Origin of the sequence: Serratia proteamaculans, from assembly GCF_949794035.1 — a bacterium.
Lineage (GTDB): Bacteria > Pseudomonadota > Gammaproteobacteria > Enterobacterales > Enterobacteriaceae > Serratia > Serratia proteamaculans.
In genome coordinates, this window is sequence record NZ_OX461105.1 from 3771956 (window position 1) to 3796220 (window position 24265).

A 24265-nucleotide genomic window follows, 5' to 3' on the forward strand; every position below is an offset into this window, starting at 1 on the left:
GGACCCGGCTCTGGTCAGTGGTTAATTAACATATTGATAACCGAAGAATGGCACGTAAGACCGGGGGATAGAAGGGTTATGCCGAGCCAGTTTTGGGAGCTGGGGCACAATTGTGACACGGAATAAACGCTGGCCAGCCGGCGCAGCCGTCTATTCCGTGGGGGGGCTATTATTTTCCGCTTTCGGCCAGGGCAATATCCAACACCGGCTGCAATTTGGTTGGGGTGAATGGCGGTGACACCAGCACCGAGCGATTATGGGCGGCAAAAACAATATCAATGCCGGTAATACAGGCCGTCATTGGGCAAACGTATTTATCGCCTTTTTCAGTAGAAAAATGCAGTTCAAAAACGCCAATCTCCGGTCGCAGGCGTTTCAGCCGACACTCTCCTGCCCCTCCGGACATCTCGGCATACGCCGACGGTAACATTTTAATAGCCCTTACTTTATCGCTATCCCTGCCACCGAATAATTTCCCTAATAAAAACATAATCCCGCACCCGTCATAATTTTAGTTTTAGGCATTTTATCTCAAAAAAACCTCGGCAAAACTGATAATACACAGGTTTTAAGCAAGGTTTACGGGCTGTAATTATCACAGGGCATGTGTTAGCGCAACGGCCGCCCCGTAAACACCGCTGTTTTGCCCCTAACAGGAGATGCGTATCACATCCCGTAAACTTTTCCGCGGGTTGAAAGGTAAATGAAAGGTTGTTGATTTAACAATCCAGCAACCCGTATCGGCGGGGATCGACACCGACTGAAAAAATACCTTGGGGAAAGCAATGAAAAAAATAATCACCCGCACTCTGACCGCTACCGCCCTGCTGCTGGCAACCCATCAGGCCTTTGCCATTGAAGCACCGAAACGTACCGAATGTATCGCCCCTGCCAAGCCCGGCGGTGGGTTTGACCTGACCTGCAAGCTGATTCAGGTCTCGCTGCAGGAAACCAAAGCCATCGATAAACCGATGCGCGTCACCTACATGCCCGGCGGCGTTGGCGCGGTGGCCTATAACGCCATTGTCGCCCAGCGTCCGGCGGAATTCGGCACCGTGGTCGCCTTCTCCGGCGGCTCATTGCTGAACCTGTCACAAGGGAAATTTGGCCGTTACAACGTCGACGACGTGAAATGGCTGGCCGCCGTCGGTACTGATTACGGCATGATCGCGGTCCGCGCCGACTCGCCGTACAAAACCCTGAAAGACCTGATGGATGCCTTCCAAAAAGATCCGAACAGCGTGGTGTTCGGCGCAGGTGCCTCTATCGGCAGCCAGGACTGGATGAAAACCGCCCTGCTGGCGCGTGAGGTCGGGATCGATCCTCACAAGATGCGTTACGTGGCATTCGAAGGCGGCGGCGAACCGGTTACCGCCCTGCTCGGCAACCACATTCAGGCAGTTTCCGGTGATTTGAGCGAAATGGTGCCCTACCTGCAGGGCGACAAAATCCGCGTACTGGCGGTATATGCCGATCAGCGTCTGCCGGGCCAGTTAGCCAACGTACCGACCGCCAAAGAACAAGGGTTCAATCTGGTTTGGCCGGTTATCCGCGGTTTCTACCTTGGCCCGAAGGTCAGTGAAGAGGAATACCAATGGTGGCTCGACACCTTCCAGAAAATGGCGGCGACCGATGAGTTCAAAAAACAGCGCGATCTGCGTGGCCTGTTTGAATTCAACCTGGCCGGCAAGGAACTGGATGCCTACGTGAAAACCCAGGTCAATCAGTACCGCGAACAGGCCAAAATTTTCGGCCTGGCCAAGTAACCGGGGGCATACCATGAGCGATCGCATTTTTGCCGGTTTCTGGCTGCTGCTGTGTATCGGCGGCCTGTTTATCGGCTGGGGTATCCAGAGCGAATACAGTTACGAGCCCCTGGGGCCACGTCCCTTCCCGCTGGCGATTCTCAGCCTGATGGCGCTGTGCGCAGCCCTGCTGCTGCTGAACAAACCTCAGGTGGTTGAATGGCCACATAACAAGGTCATGCAACGCCTGCTGGTGCTGGTGATTACCCTGGTGCTGTACGCCTGGGGCTTCGAGTGGCTGGGTTTTCCGCTGGCAACAACATTACTGACCTTCAGCATTGGCCTGCTGTTCCATGCCAGCCTGAAAGCTGCATTGGTGTCCGGCGTGGTGATGGGTGTAGCACTGTATTACGCCTTTGACCGCTTACTTGATGTGACACTGCCACTCGGCGTTTGGCTGAGCTAACGGGGGCGATGATGGAAACCTGGATGTATTTATCTCAAGGGTTCGAGGTGGCATTGGTGCCACAGAACCTGATTATTGCCCTGATCGGCTGCTTCGTTGGCACCATTGTCGGCCTGCTGCCGGGGTTGGGGCCGATCAACGGCGTGGCTATTTTGCTGCCGCTGGCGTTCGCCCTCAAACTGCCGGCCGAGTCCGCGCTGATCCTGTTGGCGACGGTGTATATCGGCTGCGAGTACGGCGGTCGTATCTCCTCGATACTGCTTAACGTACCGGGTGACGCGGCGGCCATCATGACCGCGCTGGACGGCTACCCGATGGCGCAGCAAGGCCGTGCCGGTGTGGCACTGTCGATCTCGGCAGTCAGCTCTTTTGTCGGTTCGATGATCGCCATCGGCGGGATTATCCTGTTCGCCCCACTGCTGGCACGCTGGTCGCTGGCGTTCGGCCCGGCGGAGTATTTCGCCCTGATGGTGTTCGCCATCGCCTGCCTGGGCAGCATGATGAGTCAGAACCCACTGAAGTCGCTGCTGGCGGCGCTGATTGGCCTGGGGCTGGCGACGGTCGGGGTGGATGCCAACACCGGCGTTTACCGCTTCACCTTCGACAGTGTTCATCTCTCCGACGGCGTGCAGTTCATCGTGGTGGTGATTGGCCTGTTCTCGGTCAGTGAAATCCTGTTGATGCTGGAAAGCACCAGCGGCGGACAAAAGCTGGTGCGCAAAACCGGCCGCCTGCTGTTCAACCGTAAGGAAGCCGCCCAGTGCGTTGGCCCAACCTTGCGTTCTTCGGTGATTGGTTTCTTCGTCGGCATTCTGCCGGGCGCAGGTGCCACCATCGCCAGTGCGCTCACCTACATGACCGAAAAGAAAATCAGCGGTAACAGCGACACCTTCGGTAAAGGGGATATTCGCGGCGTGGCAGCGCCAGAGGCCGCCAATAACGCCTCAGCCTGCGGCTCGTTTATTCCGATGCTGACGCTGGGCGTGCCGGGTTCCGGTACCACGGCGGTGATGATGGGCGCGCTGACGCTGTATAACATCACGCCTGGCCCGGCGATGTTCACCGAACAACCGGATATTGTCTGGGGCCTGATCGCCGCATTGTTGATTGCCAACGTGATCTTGTTGATCATGAACCTGCCGCTGGTCGGCCTGTTCACCCGCATGCTGACCATTCCGCTGTGGTTCCTGGTCCCGGCGATTGCCGCGGTGTCTGCGGTCGGCGTTTATGCAGTGCACAGCACCACCTTTGACCTGCTGTTGATGGTCGGGCTGGGGGTGTTTGGCTATATTCTGAGGAAAATGCACTTCCCAATGTCGCCGTTGATTTTGGGCTTCGTATTAGGGGAGATGCTGGAGCAGAACCTGCGCCGCGCGCTGTCGATCAGCAACGGGGAGTTTGGCATTTTGTGGAGCAGCAGCATCGCGCAAACCTTGCTGGTGTTGGCGGTGTCCGTGCTGGTGCTGCCGCCACTGCTGCGCATCGTACGCAAACGCCGCCAAAGGGCGGAAGCGGCCAAGGCCGAGTAAGCCAAAGGGCGGGGTGTTTACCCCGCCCTTGGTTTGATGACAAAGTTGTCTTTGAACCCTAGATACTCGGGCCTAGCGCACCGAGGGGCCATTATGGGACACGTCCATGTGTCCCACCCTGCGGGCCGACTGGAAGTCGTTCCAATTTGCTCCCGGCAAATTGGTCGGCGGGCAAGCTGCCACGACCCCTTCGGCACGCTCTCCCTAATAACGAGCTTTGTCAGCCGTCTGAGGGTGAGTGATTTCCGCCCTTTATCTACTGCAAGAAACAACATCCTAAAGCCTGAGGCATTGTTTTTGAGTAACAAATCACGCCTCAGCCGTCTTGCTCTTCAACATCAGCACCCCGCCCATCACCAGCGCGCTACCCAGCAACTGCAACTGATTCATGTTTTCCCCCAGCAGGAAATAGGCGATCACCGCCGTAAACACCAGCTCCAGCGACAAAATCAGGTTGGCCACCGCCAGCGGCAAGGTTTTCAGACTGATGTTGTACAAACCAAACCCCAACAGCGTCGGCCCGGCGGCCAGGGTCAGCAACAACAGCCAGCCACGCCACTCAATGCCCTGAACGCCGTGGGACAGGAACCACAAAGAACCGGTCATGCCGTGGAACGCCGCCAGCGGGTAGAACGTCAACGCGGCGTTGAACAGCCACTGGTAGATGGCCGAAAAGCCGAACACGTACAAGATGGTATTCCACACTGGATAATGACGCTCCGTCGCGACCCGCCCGCCCAGCGTGTAGAGGGTATAACCGATACCGGACAGCATACCGACCAGCAGCCCCAGCAGGTTAAAATGGCTGTTGCCCATGCTGTCACCGTTGCTGACCAGGAAACAGCCGCCCAGACTGACCACAATCACCACCAACTGACGCAGGTTCAGGCGCTCGCTGTAGATCATCCAACCGAGAAAGACGGTAAAGCCTACCGAACAGTAAGTCAGAATGGTCGCCACCGACGCGCCGTTCAGCGCCACCGACAACGTCCACAGGCTGTTGAATACCGCCAGCAGCAGGCCATAGCAGGCATAAAAGGGGATCTGCGAACGCCGTAAATGCGCCCACTCGGGCTTAAACAGCAACAACGCCGGCAATAAAACCAGCGCCACCAACGCCGCTCGCCAAAAGGCCAGCACAAAGGTCGGCAGGTGATAATACTGCGTCAGCACGCGGATAATAATGGCGGTAAAAGCCAGCAACATGGCGCTGATAATGGCAATCACATAACCCTGACTGCTGCCCTGTAAAATACCCGCGCCGGGGAAAACCGGCCTGGCTGAAACACCCGATGGTAATGACATGACACCCTCAAAAAATGGCGGTAATAGACTCAGGCTGAGATTCTAACGCCGCGCGATTTTGCCGCCAGAGCCACTTTCCCCCAATGTTATACAGGCCACTTTTATCCGCTTGAAGGCCTGCTGCTATGGGGTATAGTAAAAATCATCACCGTTAACCGAGCCAATTTCGCATGCATATCCCATTAGACCGCCAGCAGGACGTCCCGCTGTATCTGCAAATTGAAGAAGCGCTGCGGCGGGCGATCCTGAGCGGCGTGTTTGTCGATGGCGATAAGCTGCCTTCCACCCGTACGCTGGCGAGCGAACTGGCCGTCAGCCGGTTGACGGTAGATAACGCCTATGCCGAACTGGCGGCCAAAGGCTTCTTGCGCCAACGGCGCGGCAGCGGTGCCTATGTCCAGCACCCGCTGCCACAACCCGCTCAACCGCGCCCCAGCACCGACACAGCTTTCCCGACGGAACGTTTCACCACCCTGACCTCACGGCTGGATGGCTACCCCGATATCCCGCTGCCGGACAACATCATCAACTTTGCCGCCGGTGTCGGTAGCCCGAAGGTTTTCCCTCAGGAAGAATTCCGCAAGATATTGCTGTCAGTACTCAGCCGCCATGCGGAAGAGGCTTTCAGCTATGGCGAATACTGTGGCTACTACCCGCTGCGCGATACGCTGGGGCGGATCCTCACCGCGCAGGGCATTCCGACCCATGCAGAACAATTGCTGATCACCAACGGTTCGCAGCACGCCATCAGCCTGATTGTGCAAAGCCTGCTGGAGCCGGGCGATACGGTGATCGTCGAACAGCCGACCTACGCCGAAGCGCTGGGGCTGCTGCGCCTGCACCGCATCAATATCGTCACTGTCCCCAGCGATCGGCACGGCATGCTGGTTGAACAGTTGCCTGCCCTGCTGGAAAAACATCGCCCGAAGCTGATTTACACCATTCCCAATTTCCATAATCCCACCGGACGCTGCATGAGCGAAGCCCGCCGTCGACGCCTGTTGGCACTGGCCCAGCGCGCAGGGGTGGTGATCCTGGAGGACGATTTTGTCGGCGATCTGCGCTACAACGGCAAGCAGTTGCCCTCGCTGCGGGCACTGGCGCAGCCGGGTGCGGTGATTTACGTCAGCACTTTTTCCAAAATGCTGTTACCCAGTATGCGCATCGGCTATTTGGTGGCGGACAGCGAACATTATCAGCGCATCGCCCGGCTGAAACACGTCGACAGCTTTACCAGTTCCAACCTGATCCAGCGGGCGCTGGACGCCTTCGTCACCATAGGTCGCTACGACAAACAGTTGCGGCGCGCCGGGCGGATCTATCGCCAACACCGGGACGTGATGGTGGCGGCTTTGCAGCAACAACTGCCGCCAGGCTGCCAGTTTGAAACACCGGAGGGCGGGCTGTTTATCTGGCTGACGCTGCCTGCGACCGTTAACACCGAAGCCCTGATGCCGGTGGCCTGGCGACAGGGTGTGACTTTTGCGCGCGGAGAATGTTTTTATGCCGAGGAACAGCGTGGCGCACACGGCCTGCGATTGAATTTCGCCGCCAATACGCCGCCGCTGATTGAGGAAGGTATCGCCCGGCTGTGCCGGGCGATTAGTCAGGTGATGGCGTCAGAATAAGCCGCTGATTACAGCCCGGCCCACCACAGCCGCAGCTTCATGCCCCAGTAGCTGGTCCACCCAGTCGTGCTCTGCACCACCTGGCCTTTGGAGATGATCACCAGCGTCGGGGTGACGCCGATTTGCCACTGCGCCGACAGCTCGCCACGCGGATCATTCACCACCGGCAAGGTCACCCGTTTGCCCGCCAGCCACTGCGCTACCTGACTGTCGTCGCCGGAGCGCAGCGCTACGGTCAACACGTTATCCCCCTCGCCAACCAGTCTGGCGACATAGGGGGTGGTGAAGCGGCAAACACCGCACCAACTGGCCCAGAAATAGACCAGCAACGGCTTATCCTGACTGAGCTGCGCCAGCGACACCTGTTCACCGTTCAGCGTCGTCAGAACCTGCGAGTCGAAGGCTGCCGGTGCCTGCGGTGCGCGCAGCCAGTCCATCCCGAACGCCGCCACCAGGACGATCAGCAGCAGGATCAGCAGTTCGCGCGTCCAACGTCGCAGCCTAGCCATTTTTGACCTTCGCCAATTGTTGTTTCACCATCGTTTCCAGCTCCTCGTAAGACACGGCCCCCGGCAGCATCTGGTCACCAATCAGCGTCGCCGGCGTCCCCTGCACGCCCAGTTGCTCCGCCAGTTCCATGTTAGTGCGCAGCGTGGTCATGCTTACCTCGCTGGGGGCTACGGCTTTCACCCCGGTTTTCTGCTGTGCGGCGGCAATGCTGGCGGTGTCGTGGAAACCTTTCTTCGCCATCAGCCGCTGGTGCAACGCCCAGAACTGGTCAGGATGCTGCTGCCAGGTAGTCAAGGCCACGCGTGCCGAACTGACCGAGCTTTCCCCTTTGAACGGCAACAGTTTCACCACCAACGCCACATCCGGGTTCTCTTTAACGATTTTTTCCAGCATCGGATCAAAACGCTTGCAGTACGGGCAGTTGTAATCGGTAAAGGTTACCAGCGTCAGTTTGGCATTGGCTGCCCCCAGACGCGGACTGGCCGGGTCTTCATACAGGGTTTTGGCGTTTTGCTTAATCGCCTGGCTGATTTGTTGGCCGGCGGTTTGCTGCTGCCAGGCATCAACCGCCTGCGCCAGAATATCCGGGTTCGACACCAGGGTTTCGCGGATCAGCTCTTTAATACGCACTTCCTGCTCCGGGGTAAAAGGGGCGGCGGCCCAAACAGGGGTGGCGATCAACATCAGTAAAATCATTAGCTTTTTCATTGTGAGTTTCCTTTGGCGGCGGACAGAGTTTGCAATACGGCATCGCGGGTCAATAGCGGGGACAACACCACGCCATCTCGGCTGCCGGGGCCATAAATTTGATTAAAGGGCACGGCGACGCTGCCGCGTTGTTGCAGGAAGGCGCTAATTTCAGCCGATGGACGGCTCCAGTCCCCCCGCAGGGCAACAACGTCCTCAGCGCTCAGCGCCTTTTGCACGTCATCGCGCAGCAGTACGTTGAATTTGTTGGCTTTACAGGTTACACACCAGTCGGCAGTAACGTCGACAAACACCCGCTTGTTCTGGGCCAGCGCCTGGGTGATCGCCTCTTCGCTCAGCGGCTGCCAGGCTACATTGTCTTGCAGCGGCTGACGCCACAGCCCGGCGGTCAGCGAACCGGCCAATAGCACCACCCCGACCAGTACCAGGGTCCCGGCAGCCAGCTTAGCCGCCAGACGAATGCCATGTTGCCAGCCGACCGCCAGCAACAGGGTCAGCAGAGCGATAACCCCCACCACCAGCGTCGGCATCCCGCCGATATGGTTGGCCATCAGGCTTAGCAGCCACAGCGAAGAAGCCAGCATCAGCAGGCCCATCACCAGGCGCAGACTGTTCATCCAGCGCCCAGGGCGAGGTAGACGCAGCGCCAGCGCCGGCCAGGCGGCAATCAGCAGCCAGGGCAGGCTCATGCCGATGCCCAGCGCGACAAACATACCCCACAACACCGGCAACGGTGCGGCCAGGGCAAAGGCCACCGCGGTACCCAGGAAAGGTGCGGAGCACGGCGTCGCCAGCAAGGTGGCAAAAGCACCCTGCCAGAAATGGCCGCCCAAACCACGACCGTTATGGGTCGCCAGTTTGGTGTTCAGCGAAGAGGAAAGTTGCAGATGGAACAGGCCGAACAGGTTGGCACTGAATAACAGCGTCACCAACACCATAAAGCCGATAAACCACGGGTTTTGGAACTGGATACCCCAGCCAAGCGCCTGATTGCTCAACCGCAGCAGCGTCATCAGCAAGGCCAGCGCCATAAACGACGCCACAATGCCGAACGACGAGGCCAGAAATTGCAGCCGAATGCTGTGTCGGTCGCGCTGTTCGACCTGCAAAATCGAACCCAGTTTGATGCCCAATACCGGCAGCACGCAGGGCATCAGGTTGAGGATCAGCCCACCGAGCAGCGCCATCAGGACCGCCTGCCACAGCGAGAAACTCCCCGCAATCGGTGAGGCCAACGGCCCGCCAATCGGCAGAGTCACCTGTTGCGCCACGCCACCGTCACCGATCACCAACGTCAGAGTTTTGCCGCGTAAATCCGCTGCGCTGTCACCCCAGCCATCGCTGACCGGCACCCGCGCGAACATCTGTGAACCCTCACTGCTGACCTTCGGCTTGCCGAGGTCGGCATCTTCCAACGTATCGAAGAACAGCTCAGGCTGCTGCCAACCGGCGGTTCGCTCGGCGCTAATCTGCAGCTCCCCGTTCTGATAGCCGGCTTTAATGCTCTCCACCAGCCCATCAGCAATGGGTACCTGCCCCATCGCCTGGGCAAAGTCATGGGTAAACTGCGCGTCTGACGGCGTGCCAAGATCCAGACTGAACGGATAGTCGGTCAAGATGCAGACGTTGCTGCAGGTAGAAAGCGTCAGGGTGCCCGCCAACTGACGCGGCACCGCGCCTTTCATTACCATCGGCAACTCAACCCGGTCGTGATAACCCTGGGTAGAAATACCGGCAACGTCAAAACGCTGCGGCGTCGGCCAGTACCAGGTCGCCGGCGGTGGATTGCCCTGCCAGGTGATGGCCGGTGCAATACCGCCTTCCCCCGGCGAACGCCAATAGGTTTTCCAGCCTTTTTGCAGCTCTATGCCCAGCAGCAAACGGGTTTCCCCATTGTGCGAAGTGTCGGCACGCAGCCGCACCTTGGCGTGATCGTTAGTCGGACTTTGTAGCCAGCCGCTGTCCGCCGCCTGCAAAGCAGGTAGCCACAGCAGTAACAGGCAGGCTAATGCCGACCTGATGATATTCAACATGTTTTTTCTCCATAAATAAGCCAATCACCAAAACAGACGGGTGATTAACTCATTCACGGAACACGCATAATCGCAGATGCACCCTGAGGGTGGTGGGGGAAATAACTCTGGGAGGGGGAATGCGCAGGCGCGCGGCCACGGTGGGTGCCAACAGCACCAGTAACAGACCCAGGCCGAACAGCAGGGTTTCGAACATCACCGGCGGCGAGGCCAACAACGATTTGGCACTCAGTTCGCAGGGCGTGGGTTGCAATTCGGCGGTGTCATCGGCGGGGGATTGAGCGGCGCTGGCGGCAGGCAGACCCGTCACTTGCTGCAACGCATGCAGGCTCGCCATGCGCTGAGTCATGCAGGTCAATACGACCAGGCAAGCCAGGCATAAAAACCATTTTGCAATCCGCTGCTGTTTAACCATGCCGTCCTCAATTCCAAGTCTGCGCTTATCTTAGCGGCGCAGACGCGTTTAGCAATGTTTTGCCTGTAAAGAAATGTCTGACGGCGGTATTGATGACGGCCATTTACAGGTATCATAAGCACAATCCTGCGCTTTTCGCCGGGTATGACGATTTTCTACACAGCGAAGGACAGGTGATATGCAACCTTTGAGTGGTCCGGGCACCCCGATCGCCAACGATCGTTCCCCGAGCCCGGACAAAACCACAGCCACTGACGGTAGTCCGCTCTCCCCGGCACAACGCACGACGCTGGAGAAGCTGGTCGTCAAGATCATGGCGCTCAGCCCGGCCAAGTCCGCTGAGATTTGGGTCACGCTGCGCCATGACCTGCAGACGGACAACAACAGCGAACTGCTGGCACGCCATTTCCAACCGGCCGAGCAACTGTTGCAAAACCGTCTGGCACAGGTGCAACAAAGCCATGCCAGCCGCCAACTGTTGCAGCAGCTTACCGAATTGTTGCCGCAGGGCAATAACCGCCTGGCCGTCAGCGACTTTATTCGCCAGCAGTTTGGCCATACGGTACTGAGCCAGTTGAGCCATCCGCAGTTAGAACAGGTACTGAACCTGTTGCAGACCCGCAGCCTGGCCATTCCTCATCCGCAGCAAACCACCACCAGCGATCGCCCGCTGCTGCCTGCCGAGCACCAGAGCCTGCAACAACAGGTGACCAAGCTCAGCGCCGCCACCGGCGAATCACCGGTCAAGATCTGGCAAACGCTGTTTGACCTGAGTGGGGTAAAAACCAACGATCCGCTGCCTGCACGCCACTTCCAACTGCTGAACCAGTTTTTGCAGGTGAAGGTCGCGCTGAGTCCACAGACTGCACCCACGCTGAACAACCTGTTGGCCGTGCTCAAACAGCCTGCAGACTCACAGGAGCAACAGCAGTTGAATGACTACTGCCAGTCACGTTTTCACTGCAATGCCAGCGCACCGCTGACCCATCCGCAGATGAGCGATATTATCAACCAGCTGTTTGCGCGCCGTCTGGAAAAGACCGGCCCGGCACAGCCACTGTCCGGCAGCCATGCCGAACCGCAGCCATTGCTCAACCCACTGATTGCCGCCCTGCCCCAACCGCTGCAAAAAGCGCTGAGCAAGCCGGCCGTGGCCTTTATCCTGTTTGTTCTGGTGCTGGCCCTGGTATTGGCGCTGGTGTTTTAACCCCTCAGGCGCAGCCGCAGTCTTCTCCAATAGCACTTCCCTGCAGCGAGCCCGGCTGTTCACCGGTGGCCAATGGATGGCCATCGCGTAGCCAGAAGTCCAACCCGCCAATCAACTCCTTCACCCGAAATCCTTGCAGCGCCAGCTTGTACGCCCCCTTGGTGGAGCCGTTGCAGCCAATGCCATCGCAATAAGTGACATAGACTTTATCGCGCGCCAGATGCGCCGTACCGGCCTCGTCCATCAGGCGATGGGGCAAACTGATGGCACCAGGAATATGTCCGGCCGCGTACAGGGCTTCCGCACGGGTATCGATCACCAGGATCTCACTGACGCCGTTGCGCAGATCTTCCGCCACGTCCCACGCATCTGCGTAATAACTCAGCTTCGCGGCCAGATAATCCAGACTCTGCGCCGCCGTCCCCGGTGGAAAGGCCAAAACCAATGAAGATACCGCCATGGAATTCACTCCTGTTAATAAACACTGATTAGCTCGAAAACCGCCTCCTTTCCTCCCCGGCCTGAAGGCCGAGGTTTCCCGGAGGCACTCTGATGATTGATACCCATTTTCGCCCATTGATAAGTCCCATTATGGCCAGCACGCTGCGCCGGGCTATCCATAACGGGACGTTGAGCAGCGTTTGCCCTCATCCAGAGTACTGGCGGCAGATTTAGCGGTCTCACGCGTGACCGCCGAGGCGGCCTACGGCCAACTGGAGGCCGAGGGCTATCTCACGCCAGCCGGGCGGCGCGACGGTTGGCTGTTGGGCTTTTCTGCCCTGACACCGGGTGAAATCCGTGCCGCTATCGAACGGCTGGCACAGATTTCCCCCGTTTAAACTGACAACGCCGTTTGCGATTAAATTACTGCTCGGTCAGGCGCAGTTCGGCAACCACCGGCAGGTGATCGCTGACCGCCGGCCAGTGAATGCCATTCCAGTCGCCGCTGGCGTTCGGCACCGTCAGGCTGTCCAGGTGCCAGCGTTGGGCATTGCCGCTAAAGATGTAGTCGACCTTGATTTCGGCGTTTTCTGCCGGCCAACTGCGGCCATCTTGCGCGCTGGGCATGATGTCGTTCCAGTAACGGCCCAGTTCGGTCCAGGTGACGCTGCCCGGCACGTCGTTCATATCGCCAAACAACAGCTTGATACCGCGCATCTCGATAGTGCGATCGTTCAACTCACGCACCTGCTCCAAACGCATGGCAGGATCTTCCTTGGTGTCCAGATGGGTATTGATCAGGGTGATCGGGGCCGGGAATTCAGGCACGTCAGTCTGGGCACTGAAGGCAATGCGCTGTTCACGCTGACCGGAGGGGAGCGGATAAATCTTGCTGTCATGCAGCGGGTATTTTGACAGGAACGCCAGACCATATTCACCGCCGTCAAAGTCAATCGCGCGCCCAAAGACCACGTGCATGCCGGTCAGCTTGGCCAACTCTTCAGCCTGATCCAATTTACCGCTGCGGCCGGTCAGCTTGTCCACTTCCTGCAGCGCCACCACGTCGACGTTCATCGCCTTGATCGCTTTGGCGATGGCGGTCATGTCACTGACCTTACCGGCGGCAATATTGAAGCTGGCGACGCGGATCTTCGGTGCCTGCTCCAGGCTATAGGTTTTGTTCTTCAGGCCGCCGAGCGCGCTGGCTACTTCGCGGCTATTGGCGTTGCTGTTGGCATGGCCGCCGTCGGTGGAAGACCAGGCGGTCTGAGATATTCCCAGGGATAACAAAGTAATAAGCAAAGCCTGACGTGAGCGCATGAATTCTCCTTTTAAGGTTAAGATTTTTGTTGGGGCACCCGCTCCCCACAGCTAACAACGATTTTGCCGCAGTTACCCGCGACTATTTCCTAGTTGTGCCGCTATTTTTTTATTCTGCGCGGCGTCTCGCATTCCGACAGCCGAAGTATTGCACCATTGGACAACCGGCTGATTTACCTTTAAAACCGATAGACCGCTTACCGAGAGGAACCCGCTTGACTGCTCCCCGCCCTAAAGGGCGATGATTCCCACTTCACTGAGTCGAACCTAAGCCGCTTGATGCGATTCAGGATTTACAGACTCTCCGTGGGCTAACGCTGCCAGCCCGGCAGCTTTTATATTCCGTGCCGCATTAATGTCACGGTCATGGCTTGTCTGGCATTCCGGACAATTCCATTTACGAACATCAAGAGGCAATTTTTTCATGGTGAAGCCGCAACAACTACAACGCTTTGAGGACGGGAAAAACGGGGCAATGGCGACCAGTGAACGCCCGCCCCATTCAGCCTTGTATGCGAGCTGGCGCACAAACTCGCCCCAGCTTGCATCGGCTATCGCTTTCGACAGCTTAGGGTTGCGGATCATGTTCTTCACTTTCAGGGATTCAACGCAAACAACTTGGTTATCGTTAATCAGTTTGCGGGACAACTTGTGCAAGTTATCCCTGCGGCAATCGGCAATTTTCGCGTGGAGTCGGGTCACCTTCAAGCGGGCTTTAGCGCGGTTTTTCGAACCTTTCGCTTTTTTGCTTAAACGGCGCTGAAGTCGCGCCAGGCGAGCCGCGTATTTAGCGGTATGGCGGGGATTGCCTTGTTTAAATCCAGTGTCAGTAACGAACAAATCCTTTAAACCCACATCAATGCCCACGGTTTTAGCGGAAATGGGCAGTGATACAGGTTCAAACTCGCACAGACAGGAAACGAAATATCGTCCGGCTGCATCTTTGGAAATAGTGACGGTTGACGGCACGGATGGGAGTTCACGGCTCCAGCGCACGTCCAATGGGGCTTTGCTCTTAGCCATATGCAGCTTGCCATCACGATATTTAAACGCGCTGGCGGTCAATTCAGCGACCTGTTTGTGGCGTTTGCTTTTGAATGCTGGATATTAGCCCGACCTGCAAAAAAGTGAGAAAAGGCCATCTGTTGGTGGCGTAGCGATTGTTGCAAGGGGACACAGGAAACGTCATTGAGCCATGCGCATTCAGGCTCTTTTTTAAGCGCGGTTAACCGCGCATTAGCTTGCAGATAGCCGATCTTCTCCTGGCGCTCATAGTAAGCATCAGTACGCCAGCGAAGGATTGAATTATAGACAAAACGCACACAGCCGAACGTTTGAGCCAAAAGCTCAACCTGATCGGCTGTTGGATAGAATCGGTATTTGTATGCGCGTTTCATATGTACAAAATTACAGGAGCCATCGTGAAAAGACAAAAAGAAGTTAGCTCGAAAAACGCCTCCTTTCCTCCCCGGCCTGAAGGCCGAGGTTTCCCGGAGGCACTCTGATGACCAGCGCCATAGCCGAACAGCTCACCGAACGTTTCTTCCGCTATCTGGCGGTGACCAGCCAGAGCGATGCCGCCGTCACCACCCTGCCCAGCACGCCGGGCCAGCATGATATGGCCAAGCTGCTGGCCGCCGAACTGCGCCAGTTGGGGATGAAAGACGTGCAAATTGATGAGCACGCCACCGTCACCGCACGCAAGCCCGGTAACCAGCCAGGTGCGCCGCGCATCGGTTTTATTACTCATATCGATACCGTTGACGTCGGCCTGTCAGCGCATATTCATCCGCAGCGCCTGCGCTTTAGCGGCCAGGATCTGTGCCTGAACGCGGAGCATGACATCTGGCTGCGCACCGCCGAGCACCCGGAGATCCTGGCCTACCCGAATGAAGAGATTATTTTCAGCGACGGGACTAGCGTGCTCGGTGCCGATAACAAGGCCGCAGTGACGGTAGTGATGACCCTGCTGGCTAACCTGAGCGCCACTGACCGCCACGGCGATATTCTGGTGGCCTTTGTGCCGGATGAAGAAATTGGCCTGCGCGGTGCCAAGGCGCTGGATCTGGCGCGCTTTGATGTGGACTTCGCCTATACCATCGACTGCTGCGAACTGGGGGAAGTGGTGTATGAAAACTTCAACGCGGCCGCGGCGGAGATCCGCATTGAGGGGGTGACCGCTCACCCGATGTCAGCCAAAAACGTGCTGATCAACCCGATTCGCATCGCCAACGACATCATCAACCAGTTCGACAGCCAGGATACGCCGGAGCATACCGAGGGACGTGAAGGCTACTTCTGGTTCAATGACATGACGGCCAATGCCAACCTCGCCACGCTGAAAGTGTCGATCCGTGATTTTGATCTGGCGAATTTCAATGCGCGTAAAGAGCGTATTCAGCAAGTGGTGCAGCAGGTGGCGGCAAACTACCCGCGGGCCAGGGTCAGTTGCAGCGTCACGGATATCTACAGCAATATCAGCAACTCTATCGGTGAAGACAAACGTGCCATCGAACTGATTTTCGGCGCACTCGCCGCCCATGGTATTCCGCCAAAGGTGATACCGATGCGCGGTGGCACCGACGGTGCGGCGTTGTCCAGCCGCGGGCTGGTGACCCCCAACTACTTTACCGGCGCGCACAATTTCCATTCACGCTTTGAGTTTCTGCCGATCAGCGCCTTTGTGAAGTCCTATCAGGTCACCCGCAGTATTTGTTTGCTGGCGGCTCGCGGTTAGTTGCTTGGCCAAGGGAGAGCGGTATTTCATACAAAAATACCGCTCTTAGGCCAACAGCCAGCCAAGCAACCCACCCCACGCCAGCAGTGGCAGCGAGTAATAATGGAATTTCAGCCAGATTTTTCGCTCGCCCGCCATCCGCAGTGCAATCAGATTGGCCAGTGAGCCGATCGCCAGACCAAAACCACCGGCGTTCACCGCATAGGCCAACAGTTGGCTGGAAGGCACGTAATTGAGCAGTAAAATGGTCGCCGGCACATTGCTGATCACCTGTGACAGGCCTATCCCCAGGGCATAAATACCGCCCTCGCTTAGCCTGGCAATGTCAGCAAACCAGGGCTGGACGACCTCTAGTCGAGTGAACAACCCCACGTCGATAAACATGGCGATAAAGACAAAAATCAGGCTCCAGTCGATCTGCAGCAATACCCGGCGCGCCAGCAGTAAAAAACCGGCGAATACCGCCAACAGGCCGTACAGCGGCAGGTCAATATCCAGACACAGCAGAAAAATCACGTACAACGCCACACAGCTCAGCAACAGACGTCGCTGATAAGGGTAGCCTTCGGTGTGCGGGGCCTTAACGATATCCCGCGCCGGGAAACTGAACCAGGTCAACAGCAGCAGGCTGGCCAGCATCGCCACACCAAAGGGTGCCATCTGGGCAATGAAACCCAGGAAGGACAACGAGGATTTACTCCACAGCAAAATGTTCTGCGGATTGCCAATCGGCGTCAGCAGCGAGCCGGCATTGACCGCCAGCGCCTGGAAGATAATCAGTCGACTAATCGGCAGCGAAGACAGTTTTTTCAGCGTGATGGTCAGCGGAATGACAATAAACAGCGCCACGTCGTTGGTCAGGAATGACGACAGTAGCGCGGCAGAAAACACCAAAAACAGCGCCAGCCGCCGTTCGCTGTGCAGCGTATTGACGATCTTGCGGCCGATAAAATCAAAATAGCCGCTGACCTCAACCCCCTTGGTCAACAGCATCAGGCCCAGCAGGGTAATAATGGTTCGCCAGTCAATAAAACCGCTGAGCACGGGCAGTGGCTGCGGATTAATGACCGCCATCAACACGCCGGCCAACAGCAGAATATGTAAAAAACGATCTTTCAGGAACGGCTGGATCAGCCGGAGAGCCGCGTTTGAACTCATGTTGAGCGCTTCAAAAATCAACCAGGGGTCGGGAGCCAGAAGTTAGCCCAAGCACGACGGGAACGCCAGCAAAATGCTATTTTACCTTTAACTGCTTTTCATTCGTCGCGCTTTACTTTATTGGTAGCGCCTTTCCCAGTTTTAAAGGATTTTTTATGGCTAACGTTTTCGCCAAAGGACTGTTGCTGAGTCTCGTGCTCGGTTTGCTGACCGCCTGTAATGACCAGAACTCCCGCCCGCAGACGGATATCGACGGCAAAACCATGGGGACCTTCTACAGCGTCAAGGTCAGCGGTGACATGGCAATCAATAAACAGCAGTTGCAACAGCAGATCGACGCCGTGCTGGAGCGGGCCAACGACGATATCTCCACCTACCGCAATGATTCGGTACTGTCGCGCTTTAATCAGACCCGCAGCGCCGATCCACAGCCGATCCCACGAGGTATGGCGGACATTATCCTGATGGCTCAACGCATCGGCCGCGATACTCAGGGCGCGATGAATATTACCGTCGGTCCACTGGTCAATTTGTGGGGCTTCGGCCCGGATAAAAAAGTGGTCAAGGTGCCGAGCCAGCAGCAAATAGAAGCGGCGCAAAAGAATGTCGGCCTGAAGCATCTCAAGCTGATCAGTGACGATCGCGGTGAGTGGCTGCAAAAAGACCTGCCGGAGATGTATGTCGATCTCTCAACCCTGGGTGAAGGTTATGGCGTTGACCAGTTGGTGCAGTTGATGGCGCGCAACGGCATCACCAACTATCTGGTTTCGGTCGGCGGTGCGGTTTCCTCACGCGGCGTTAACGGCCAGGGCAAAGCCTGGCGGGTGGCGATCCAAAAACCGACCGACCGCGAAAATGCGGTGCAGGCCCTGGTGGATCTGCAAGGGTATGGCATCAGCACCGCCGGCAGCTACCGCAACTATTTCGAACAGGACGGACAGCGTTATTCGCACGTGATCGATCCCACTACCGGCCGACCTATTACCCACCGTCTGGTGTCCGCCACGGTGATAGCTCCGACCGCGCTGGAAGCCGACGGTTGGGATACCGGGCTGATGGTGCTGGGAACGGAAAAAGCACTGAAACTGGCGGAGGAAAAAGGGCTGGCGGTGTATTTGATCAGCAAAACCGAACAGGGATTCAGCGCCGTGATGACGCCGCAGTTTAAAGCGTTTCTGGTGAAATAGTTTCTGGTTCAGTAATAAGGGGCGCAGTTCAATACCGCGCCCCGCTCCGTCATCCTTTACGGTGCAACAGCAAATAAACCACCGGGACCACCAGCATCGACAACAAGGGTGCGCTGACCATCCCGCCAATCATCGGTGCCGCAATGCGTCGCATCACCTCAGAACCGGCGCCATCGCCCCACATGATCGGTAACAACCCGGCCATGATGGTAGCGACGGTCATCACTTTTGGCCGCACTCGCAGTACCGCCCCCTCACTGATGGCCGCCATCAGTTGTTGCTGGGTGAGCGGCTGCCCTGGCTGACGGTGTTTTTCCAACGCGTGATTCAGATACAACACCATAATCACGCCGAACTCCGCCGCCACCCCGGACAGGGCAATAAAGCCAACCGCCCCGGCCACCGAAAGGTTGTAGTCCAACAGGTACAGCAGCCACACGCCGCCGATCAGCGCGAAGGGCAACGTCGCCATGATCAGCAGCGCATCGCGCACGCTGCTGAAGGTGACAAACAGCAAGACGAAAATGATCGCCAGCGTCACCGGCAGCACGATTTTCAGCTGGGCGCTGGCGCGTTCCAGATATTCAAATTGCCCGGACCAGCCCAATGACACCCCGGCCGGCAACTTGACCTGCTGCGCGACCGCCTGCTGCATCTCTTCCACCGCCGATTTAAGATCGCGCCCACGCAGATCGACATAAATCCAGTTGGAAAGCCGCGCATTCTCACTTTTTAACATCGGCGGCCCTTCGGTCACCCGAATGTCTGCCAACATCGACAACGGCACCTGGCCCCCGCTGGCGGTCAGAACCGGCAACGCCTGCAGTTGTTGCACCGAATCACGGATTTCACGTGGGTAACGCACATTGATCGGATAACGCGCCCGCCCCTCTATGGTTTCGCCAATGTTTTCGCCGCCCACCAACGTCGCCACCATAGATTGCAGCTCTTTGACCGAAACACCGTAGCGTGCCGCCCGCTGACGGTCGATATCAATATCCACGTAACGGCCGCCGGTAATGCGCTCGGCCAGTGCCGAGGTAACGCCCGGAACCCGCTTCACCACCTGCTCAATCTGCCCGGAAATCCTTTCGATATCGGCCATGTTATTGCCGTTCACCTTGATACCGACCGGGCTTTTTATCCCGGTGGCCAACATATCCAGCCGATTGCGGATTGGGGGAACCCACACGTTGGCTATCCCCGGCACCTTGACCACGCTGTCCAATTCCGCCACCAGCTTGTCCATGGTCATGCCCGGCCGCCATTGGTCACGCGGCTTGAAGCGAATGGTGGTTTCCAGCATGGTCAGCGGTGCCGGGTCGGTGGCGGTTTCCGCCCGCCCCGCCTTGCCGAATACCGTCGCCACTTCCGGCACGGTTTTGATCAACCGGTCGGTCAGTTGCAGCAGCCTGCTGGCCTCGCGCGCCGACATGCCCGGCAATGACGATGGCATATACAACAAATCGCCTTCATCGAGCTGCGGCATAAATTCACTGCCCAGGCGGCTAAGCGGATACAAGGTTAGCAACAGCAGCAGCAAGGAAACCCCGAGCGTGGTTTTCGGCCTTGCCAACACCGCCGCCAGCACTGGCTGATACAGACGGATCAGCCAGCGGTTGATTGGGTTGGCATGCTCGTCGGGAATGCGACCACGAATGAAGTAGCCCATCAACACCGGCACCAGCGTAATCCCCAGCCCGGCCGCCACCGCCATGGCATAGGTTTTGGTGTAGGCCAGCGGAGAGAACATCCGCCCTTCCTGCGCCTGAAGTGTGAACACCGGAATGAAGGACAGCGTGATAATCAGTAGACTGCAAAACAGCGCCGGCCCCACTTCCACCGCCGCCTGCTCCGAAATGCGCCAGTAATCTGCCGACGTCGGTTGTTGCCCAGGGTGGCGTTGTCGCCACTGCTCCAGCACCTTATGCATGTTCTCGATCATCACGATCGCCGCATCCACCATCGCCCCTATCGCGATGGCGATCCCGCCCAACGACATGATGTTGGCGTTCACCCCCTGATAATGCATCACCACAAAGGCACCGAGAATGCCGAGTGGCAGCGTGATCATCGCCACCAGTGCCGAGCGGAAATGGAACAGGAACAAGGTGCAGACCAGAGCCACCACGATAAACTCTTCCAGCAGCTTGTGGGACAAGGTTTCGATAGCATGCTCGATCAACTGAGAGCGGTCGTAAACCGTGACGATTTCCACCCCCGGCGGCAAAGTCTGCTGAATCTCCTGTAGCTTCACCTTCAGCGCGTTGATAGTTTCCAGCGCATTCTTACCGTAGCGCATCACCACAATGCCGCCTGCCACTTCCCCTTCCCCATTCAACTCCGCCACGCCACGGCGGATCTCCGGCCCTTCACGCAGCGTCGCCACCTGTGACAGCAGGATAGGTACACCGTCGCGCACGGTGATCACCACGTTGGCAAAATCACTCAGCTTTTTCAGGTAGCCCGAGGTGCGCACCATATATTCCGCTTCGCCCATTTCCAGCAGCGCCCCGCCGCCTTCCTGATTGGCGTCCTGAATGGCCGTCACCACCTGTTGATGAGTGATATTCAGCGCACGCAGGCTTTGCGGATCCAGCACCACCTGATACTGGCGCACCATGCCGCCCACGCTGGCTACCTCCGCCACATTGGGGACGGTTTTAAGCTCAAACTTCAACGTCCAGTCTTGCAGCGCGCGCAGGTCGGCCAGGCTGTGTTTGCCGCTTTTATCCACCAGAGCATATTCATACACCCAACCCACACCGGTGGCATCCGGCCCCAGCGCCACCTTCACCTGTTCAGGCAATGAAGATTGCACCTGGCTCAACGACTCCAGCACCCGTGAACGCGCCCAGTAAAGATCGGTGCCGTCCTCAAACAGCACGTAGACGTAGGCATCGCCAAACATGGAAAAGCCACGCACCGTTTTGGCCCCCGGCACCGTCAACAAGGTGGTGGTCAGCGGATAGGTGACCTGATCTTCAATCACCTGCGGTGCCTTGCCTGGGTAAGTGGCACGGACGATCACCTGCACATCCGACAAGTCCGGCAGTGCATCCAGCGGTGCTTTCTGCAGTGCCCAAACACCCCAGCCGGCCAACAACACCGAAGCCAGTAACACCAGCAGCCGATTACGCAGCGACCAGCGGATCACTAATGCAATCATAAGTGGCCTCCGTGTTCAGCACTCGCCGGCAGGACCTGGCTGATATGCGAACCGCTGTCGTCGACGCCAAAGCGGATTTTCACCCGGTCGCCTGGCTTGATGCCTGCCGGTAATCCCCCCGGCGGCAGAGCAAAATCCATGGTCATCGCCGGCCACTGCAATTCCGGCACCGGCCCGTGGGACAGCGTCATGCTGTCGCCATTCAGCGCCTCAATCACTCCCTCAGCCTGATACTGTTTAACCTCGGTTTCCGCCGCCATCTGCGGCAAGGCACTGCGCATGCTGGCCTCGGAGTCGATCAGGAACTGACCGGAGGTCACGACCTGCTGCCCGGCGTTCAGCCCACGTTTGATTTCGACCCAGCCGTCCTGGGCGCGCCCGGCCACCACCTCAACCGGCGTGAAATGACCATTACCTTCGGCGATCAATACCCGATTACGATCGCCACTGCCAATCAGCGCCTCCTGCGGGATTGCCAGCACCGGTTTACCGACGTGGCTCTGCGACAACGTCAGTTGCAGGTACATACCCGGCCGCAGCTTTTGTTGAGGATTTTTCAACAGGATCCGCGCTTTAAAGGTTCGGGTCAGCGGATCAACATTAGCCAGCAGTTCACTCACCTCGCCTTCAAAGCGCTCTCCCGGCCAACTGGCGGAGTTGGCCTGCACCCGGTCCCCCACTTTCAGCAACCCGGCTTGCGCCTGCGGATAATCAGCCACGATCCACACCGGATCGAGACGGGCAAGTTCAAACAGCCCCTGCGCCGCGGTCACCTGTGCGCCTTCGAGTACGCTCAACTTGTTCACATAACCGCTTTCCGGCGCCACTATCGTAATGCGAGGCTCGGGTTTACCCGTGCGCTCTACCTGCCGAATCACCGCTTCGGGCATAAACAGCAGTTGCAACCGCTGACGAGCAGCCGCAGTCAATGCGCGGTCACCCAGTTGGCGTATCGCCAGATACTCCTGCTGCGCCGCGCTCCAGTCCGGGATCCACAACTGTGCCAGCGCTTCGCCTTTTTTCACCTGCTGCTGGCTGGCACGGACATAGAGTTTTTCCACCAGCCCATTGGCGCGGGCGGCAATGATCTGCACCCCACGTTCATCGGTGGCCACGCTGCCAAAAACGTTAAGCTGCGGATCCAGCGGACGCAACTGGGCGGTTTCGATACGTACCCCCAGGTTCTGCTGCTGGCGTGCGCTGATGGTCACACCGCCCTCCGTCTCCGCCTCATCGGCATAGCGCGGCACCAGTTGCATATCCATAAAAGGCGATTTCCCCGGCTTATCAAAACGCTGGGCAGGCATCATAGGATCGTACCAATACAGTACCTGCCGTTCACTTTTGTCCACCTGCGGTGCGGTTTCACCCGACGCGCCAAACCAGTATCCGGCCAGCCCACCACCGATTAACGCCGCTAACAGCGCCAGCTTAAATGGCATTTTCATTGCATCGACTCCTGAGGGGTGAGGTAGCGGATAGCAGCCCAAATCTGTGCCAGTCCGCGAGCGGCCTTACCGGCGCTGAGACGGCTGTCGAGCAGCGCTCGCCTTGCTTCCAGCACCGCAGACAAGTCGCTTTTACCGCTGCGATATTGCGCCAACAGCAAGCTCACTCGCTGTTGCTGCAGGGGGATCGCCTGTTGTTGCTGACGCTGCCATTGCGCCTGTGCCGCCTGATACTGTGCCAACAGCGTATCGAGCTGCGCCTGATGATCGCGGATCAGCAACGTCAGTCGATCGTTGGCCTCCATGTTGCGGGACACATCAGCGGCGTAGTTCTTGTCCTGCCGTTGTGAGCGGAACAGCGGCAGATCGACGGTAAACATCACCCCAGCCAGATCTTCGTAATCATCGGCACGCTTGCCGTAATAGACCTCTACGCCGACGTCCGGTATGGCTGCCACCTCTGACTGCGCCGAACGCGCCTTGGCTACGTCGGCCTCACGGCTGGCCTGCAGCACCTCGGGATGCTGCCTGATCGCCTGCCGCAAGACGTCACTGTCGGCCGGCAAACGTTCAAAGCGCGGCAGGGTTCCGGCGGTATCCGTCGCCGCCAGACCGGTCAGTTGTGTCAGGCGTGCCTGCGCCACCGCGACGTCACGCTGCGCCTCGCTGATACGGTCCTGCATGGCCAACAGCGTCAGTCTGGCGTCCAGCACGCCGCTGGCAGGAGTACCGCCACCGGCCACACCAGCATGCTGAGTGGCAATTTGACGCTCACTCTCCGTGACCAGGGCAGTGGCATCGCGCAAGGTTTGCCGACTCAGCGCCAGTTCCAGCCATGCCTGTGCGGTTTGCTGCTGCAGACGGGTTCGGATGGTGGCACTGCCGGCGTCCGTCTGGCTGGCCTCGGCACGCAGGGTATCCGCCTTACGTTGGCGTTTGGTGCTGCTGACGTAATCCTGCATGATGCCAACCCGCCCCATCGTCATGCCTTCACGGGTGAAGCGTCGGGCGTTTCCACCCTGCACCGGCACGTTTTCAATACCGAACTTCAGCTTGGGATCGGGCAATTGCATCGCCGAATCCGCCATGTTCTCCAGGGCATTCACCTGATGTCGATTCGCCGAAAGCTCGGCCGAATAACGCTCGGCGGCCGTCAGCGACTGTTGCAGCGTCAACTCCGCCGCCTGGCTGGCCGGTGCCCAACAGGCAAGCAGCAGCCAGCCCACCCGCCAAGGGTGAGAAAGGATAATGGTCATGAC

At 58.0% G+C, this 24265-nt stretch carries 19 protein-coding genes and 2 pseudogenes; 8 read left to right on the forward strand and 13 right to left on the reverse strand.

Features of this window, described 5'->3' with window-relative positions; translation table 11 throughout:
• Window positions 1-169 precede the first annotated feature (169 nt).
• Window positions 170-490 (reverse strand): hypothetical protein, encoded by a 321-nt coding sequence (locus QOT07_RS17560; RefSeq protein ID WP_099061632.1) that lies wholly within the window; start codon window positions 488-490, stop codon window positions 170-172.
• A 295-nt stretch (window positions 491-785) separates the two neighbouring features.
• On the opposite strand from QOT07_RS17560, the gene QOT07_RS17565 reads away from it, so the two are divergent.
• From QOT07_RS17565 to QOT07_RS17575, 3 genes are read left to right on the forward strand one after another with little or no spacing between them, the layout of a single operon-like run.
• A complete protein-coding gene (locus tag QOT07_RS17565) occupies window positions 786-1766 on the forward strand; it encodes a Bug family tripartite tricarboxylate transporter substrate binding protein (RefSeq protein ID WP_099061633.1) in 981 nt (326 codons plus the stop codon).
• Window positions 1767-1779: 13 nt separating this feature from the next.
• A complete protein-coding gene (locus tag QOT07_RS17570; protein ID WP_135317380.1) occupies window positions 1780-2211 on the forward strand; it encodes a tripartite tricarboxylate transporter TctB family protein in 432 nt (143 codons plus the stop codon).
• Between the two features lie 11 nt (window positions 2212-2222).
• Window positions 2223-3740, forward strand: coding sequence for a tripartite tricarboxylate transporter permease (locus QOT07_RS17575; protein ID WP_085117845.1), 1518 nt, complete (start codon window positions 2223-2225; stop codon window positions 3738-3740).
• A 309-nt stretch (window positions 3741-4049) separates the two neighbouring features.
• Here the strand turns inward: QOT07_RS17575 and QOT07_RS17580 are convergent, their stop codons facing one another.
• Complete coding sequence (locus QOT07_RS17580) at window positions 4050-5045, reverse strand: DMT family transporter (RefSeq protein ID WP_099061634.1); 996 nt, start codon at window positions 5043-5045, stop codon at window positions 4050-4052.
• Window positions 5046-5215: 170 nt separating this feature from the next.
• Here QOT07_RS17580 and pdxR point away from each other — a divergent pair, with 170 nt between their 5' ends.
• Window positions 5216-6673 carry a MocR-like pyridoxine biosynthesis transcription factor PdxR gene (gene pdxR / locus QOT07_RS17585; RefSeq protein WP_283603656.1) on the forward strand — a complete coding sequence of 486 codons (1458 nt, stop codon included), beginning with the start codon at window positions 5216-5218 and terminating at the stop codon, window positions 6671-6673.
• An 8-nt stretch (window positions 6674-6681) separates the two neighbouring features.
• On the opposite strand, the gene QOT07_RS17590 is transcribed toward pdxR, so the two are convergent.
• Genes QOT07_RS17590 through QOT07_RS17605 form a run of 4 tightly spaced genes read right to left on the reverse strand, consistent with a single transcriptional unit; the run spans window position 6682 to window position 10339 of the window.
• Entirely contained in the window at window positions 6682-7182 is a 501-nt protein-coding gene (locus tag QOT07_RS17590; RefSeq protein WP_099061636.1) for a protein disulfide oxidoreductase, read from the reverse strand.
• A complete protein-coding gene (locus QOT07_RS17595) occupies window positions 7175-7891 on the reverse strand; it encodes a DsbA family protein (protein WP_099061637.1) in 717 nt (238 codons plus the stop codon). Before QOT07_RS17595 ends, QOT07_RS17590 begins: the two co-directional genes overlap by 8 nt.
• Window positions 7888-9924 (reverse strand): protein-disulfide reductase DsbD family protein, encoded by a 2037-nt coding sequence (locus QOT07_RS17600; RefSeq protein WP_283603657.1) that lies wholly within the window; start codon window positions 9922-9924, stop codon window positions 7888-7890. Before QOT07_RS17600 ends, QOT07_RS17595 begins: the two co-directional genes overlap by 4 nt.
• Before the next feature lie 49 nt (window positions 9925-9973).
• A complete protein-coding gene (locus QOT07_RS17605) occupies window positions 9974-10339 on the reverse strand; it encodes a copper resistance protein (protein WP_099061639.1) in 366 nt (121 codons plus the stop codon).
• A 178-nt stretch (window positions 10340-10517) separates the two neighbouring features.
• Here QOT07_RS17605 and flk point away from each other — a divergent pair, with 178 nt between their 5' ends.
• Window positions 10518-11546: a flagella biosynthesis regulator Flk gene (gene flk, locus QOT07_RS17610; protein WP_283603658.1), complete on the forward strand. Its 1029-nt coding sequence runs from the start codon at window positions 10518-10520 to the stop codon at window positions 11544-11546.
• 4 nt (window positions 11547-11550) lie between these two features.
• On the opposite strand, the gene QOT07_RS17615 is transcribed toward flk, so the two are convergent.
• Window positions 11551-12006, reverse strand: coding sequence for a rhodanese-like domain-containing protein (locus QOT07_RS17615; RefSeq protein ID WP_099061640.1), 456 nt, complete (start codon window positions 12004-12006; stop codon window positions 11551-11553).
• 92 nt (window positions 12007-12098) lie between these two features.
• Here QOT07_RS17615 and QOT07_RS17620 point away from each other — a divergent pair.
• Window positions 12099-12280 (forward strand): annotated as a pseudogene (locus QOT07_RS17620) (GntR family transcriptional regulator); the annotation flags it as partial.
• Between the two features lie 130 nt (window positions 12281-12410).
• Here the strand turns inward: QOT07_RS17620 and QOT07_RS17625 are convergent.
• Complete coding sequence (locus tag QOT07_RS17625; RefSeq protein ID WP_283603660.1) at window positions 12411-13307, reverse strand: endonuclease/exonuclease/phosphatase family protein; 897 nt, start codon at window positions 13305-13307, stop codon at window positions 12411-12413.
• 267 nt (window positions 13308-13574) lie between these two features.
• A pseudogene (locus tag QOT07_RS17630) lies at window positions 13575-14704 on the reverse strand (RNA-guided endonuclease InsQ/TnpB family protein).
• A 107-nt stretch (window positions 14705-14811) separates the two neighbouring features.
• Here QOT07_RS17630 and pepT point away from each other — a divergent pair.
• The gene (gene pepT, locus QOT07_RS17640) at window positions 14812-16044 is read left to right on the forward strand and encodes a peptidase T (protein WP_099065670.1); all 1233 of its coding nucleotides are present in this window, start codon (window positions 14812-14814) and stop codon (window positions 16042-16044) included.
• A gap of 45 nt (window positions 16045-16089) precedes the next feature.
• Here pepT and QOT07_RS17645 read toward each other — a convergent pair whose 3' ends face one another.
• Window positions 16090-17202 carry an SLC13 family permease gene (locus QOT07_RS17645; RefSeq protein ID WP_283603663.1) on the reverse strand — a complete coding sequence of 371 codons (1113 nt, stop codon included), beginning with the start codon at window positions 17200-17202 and terminating at the stop codon, window positions 16090-16092.
• Window positions 17203-17357: 155 nt separating this feature from the next.
• Here QOT07_RS17645 and apbE point away from each other — a divergent pair, with 155 nt between their 5' ends.
• Window positions 17358-18389, forward strand: coding sequence for an FAD:protein FMN transferase ApbE (gene apbE / locus QOT07_RS17650; RefSeq protein WP_283603664.1), 1032 nt, complete (start codon window positions 17358-17360; stop codon window positions 18387-18389).
• Window positions 18390-18438: 49 nt separating this feature from the next.
• Here the strand turns inward: apbE and QOT07_RS17655 are convergent, their stop codons facing one another.
• The 3 genes from QOT07_RS17655 to QOT07_RS17665 are packed head-to-tail and all read right to left on the reverse strand — an operon-like array spanning window position 18439 to window position 24262.
• Window positions 18439-21558 carry an efflux RND transporter permease subunit gene (locus QOT07_RS17655; protein ID WP_099065667.1) on the reverse strand — a complete coding sequence of 1040 codons (3120 nt, stop codon included), beginning with the start codon at window positions 21556-21558 and terminating at the stop codon, window positions 18439-18441.
• Window positions 21555-23006, reverse strand: coding sequence for an efflux RND transporter periplasmic adaptor subunit (locus QOT07_RS17660; protein ID WP_283603665.1), 1452 nt, complete (start codon window positions 23004-23006; stop codon window positions 21555-21557). Before QOT07_RS17660 ends, QOT07_RS17655 begins: the two co-directional genes overlap by 4 nt.
• The gene (locus QOT07_RS17665) at window positions 23003-24262 is read right to left on the reverse strand and encodes a TolC family protein (RefSeq protein WP_112348808.1); all 1260 of its coding nucleotides are present in this window, start codon (window positions 24260-24262) and stop codon (window positions 23003-23005) included. The genes QOT07_RS17660 and QOT07_RS17665 overlap by 4 nt, the downstream gene beginning before the upstream one ends.
• Window positions 24263-24265: the final 3 nt, after the last annotated feature.

Coding starts and splice junctions, on each gene's coding strand:
- QOT07_RS17560 (WP_099061632.1), bottom strand. CDS start 490: ATGTTTTTATTAGGGAAATTATTCGGTGGCAGGGATAGCGATAAAGTA.
- QOT07_RS17565 (WP_099061633.1), top strand. CDS start 786: ATGAAAAAAATAATCACCCGCACTCTGACCGCTACCGCCCTGCTGCTG.
- QOT07_RS17570 (WP_135317380.1), top strand. CDS start 1,780: ATGAGCGATCGCATTTTTGCCGGTTTCTGGCTGCTGCTGTGTATCGGC.
- QOT07_RS17575 (WP_085117845.1), top strand. CDS start 2,223: ATGGAAACCTGGATGTATTTATCTCAAGGGTTCGAGGTGGCATTGGTG.
- QOT07_RS17580 (WP_099061634.1), bottom strand. CDS start 5,045: ATGTCATTACCATCGGGTGTTTCAGCCAGGCCGGTTTTCCCCGGCGCG.
- pdxR (WP_283603656.1), top strand. CDS start 5,216: ATGCATATCCCATTAGACCGCCAGCAGGACGTCCCGCTGTATCTGCAA.
- QOT07_RS17590 (WP_099061636.1), bottom strand. CDS start 7,182: ATGGCTAGGCTGCGACGTTGGACGCGCGAACTGCTGATCCTGCTGCTG.
- QOT07_RS17595 (WP_099061637.1), bottom strand. CDS start 7,891: ATGAAAAAGCTAATGATTTTACTGATGTTGATCGCCACCCCTGTTTGG.
- QOT07_RS17600 (WP_283603657.1), bottom strand. CDS start 9,924: ATGTTGAATATCATCAGGTCGGCATTAGCCTGCCTGTTACTGCTGTGG.
- QOT07_RS17605 (WP_099061639.1), bottom strand. CDS start 10,339: ATGGTTAAACAGCAGCGGATTGCAAAATGGTTTTTATGCCTGGCTTGC.
- flk (WP_283603658.1), top strand. CDS start 10,518: ATGCAACCTTTGAGTGGTCCGGGCACCCCGATCGCCAACGATCGTTCC.
- QOT07_RS17615 (WP_099061640.1), bottom strand. CDS start 12,006: ATGGCGGTATCTTCATTGGTTTTGGCCTTTCCACCGGGGACGGCGGCG.
- QOT07_RS17625 (WP_283603660.1), bottom strand. CDS start 13,307: ATGCGCTCACGTCAGGCTTTGCTTATTACTTTGTTATCCCTGGGAATA.
- pepT (WP_099065670.1), top strand. CDS start 14,812: ATGACCAGCGCCATAGCCGAACAGCTCACCGAACGTTTCTTCCGCTAT.
- QOT07_RS17645 (WP_283603663.1), bottom strand. CDS start 17,202: ATGAGTTCAAACGCGGCTCTCCGGCTGATCCAGCCGTTCCTGAAAGAT.
- apbE (WP_283603664.1), top strand. CDS start 17,358: ATGGCTAACGTTTTCGCCAAAGGACTGTTGCTGAGTCTCGTGCTCGGT.
- QOT07_RS17655 (WP_099065667.1), bottom strand. CDS start 21,558: ATGATTGCATTAGTGATCCGCTGGTCGCTGCGTAATCGGCTGCTGGTG.
- QOT07_RS17660 (WP_283603665.1), bottom strand. CDS start 23,006: ATGAAAATGCCATTTAAGCTGGCGCTGTTAGCGGCGTTAATCGGTGGT.
- QOT07_RS17665 (WP_112348808.1), bottom strand. CDS start 24,262: ATGACCATTATCCTTTCTCACCCTTGGCGGGTGGGCTGGCTGCTGCTT.